At 46.1% G+C, this 358-nt stretch carries 1 protein-coding gene; it reads right to left on the bottom strand.

The window, feature by feature from the left end; all coding sequences use genetic code 11:
- Window positions 1-358 (bottom strand): IS630 family transposase (locus tag K1I44_RS15110; RefSeq protein ID WP_219986638.1); only part of this gene is annotated, 358 nt, incomplete at both ends.

Here is a 358-nt window from a genome sequence, read left to right as displayed (position 1 = left end):
AACTGTGGGGAATACGGTGGCAAAAAGATAAAGTGAAAAGTAGCACCTTCTTGACTATCAAGGAATGCTCGCACCATCTTGGCATAATGAATACGCGCGTTGTCCAACACAAGCACGATGAATCGATTTGCATATTTCTCTTTCAACAGATGTAAAAAGTCTAGAAACGTCTCGGCATTGGCGGATGAAGCACGATGAAACACGACGTCCCCTTGTTGCACGTCGACTGCACCAAAAATGGAAACATGGGCGTGATGACCGTAGCTTGGCACTTGTTTTTGATTGCCTACTTCTGCCCATGTCGTACGAAGCGCTTGATATGCGCGAACATGCGTCTCATCGACATGAAGAAGAACGA

Source organism: Anoxybacillus sp. ST4 (genome assembly GCF_019448545.1).
GTDB lineage: Bacteria > Bacillota > Bacilli > Bacillales > Anoxybacillaceae > Anoxybacillus > Anoxybacillus pushchinoensis.
This window is presented reverse-complemented; position numbering and strand designations above follow the sequence as displayed.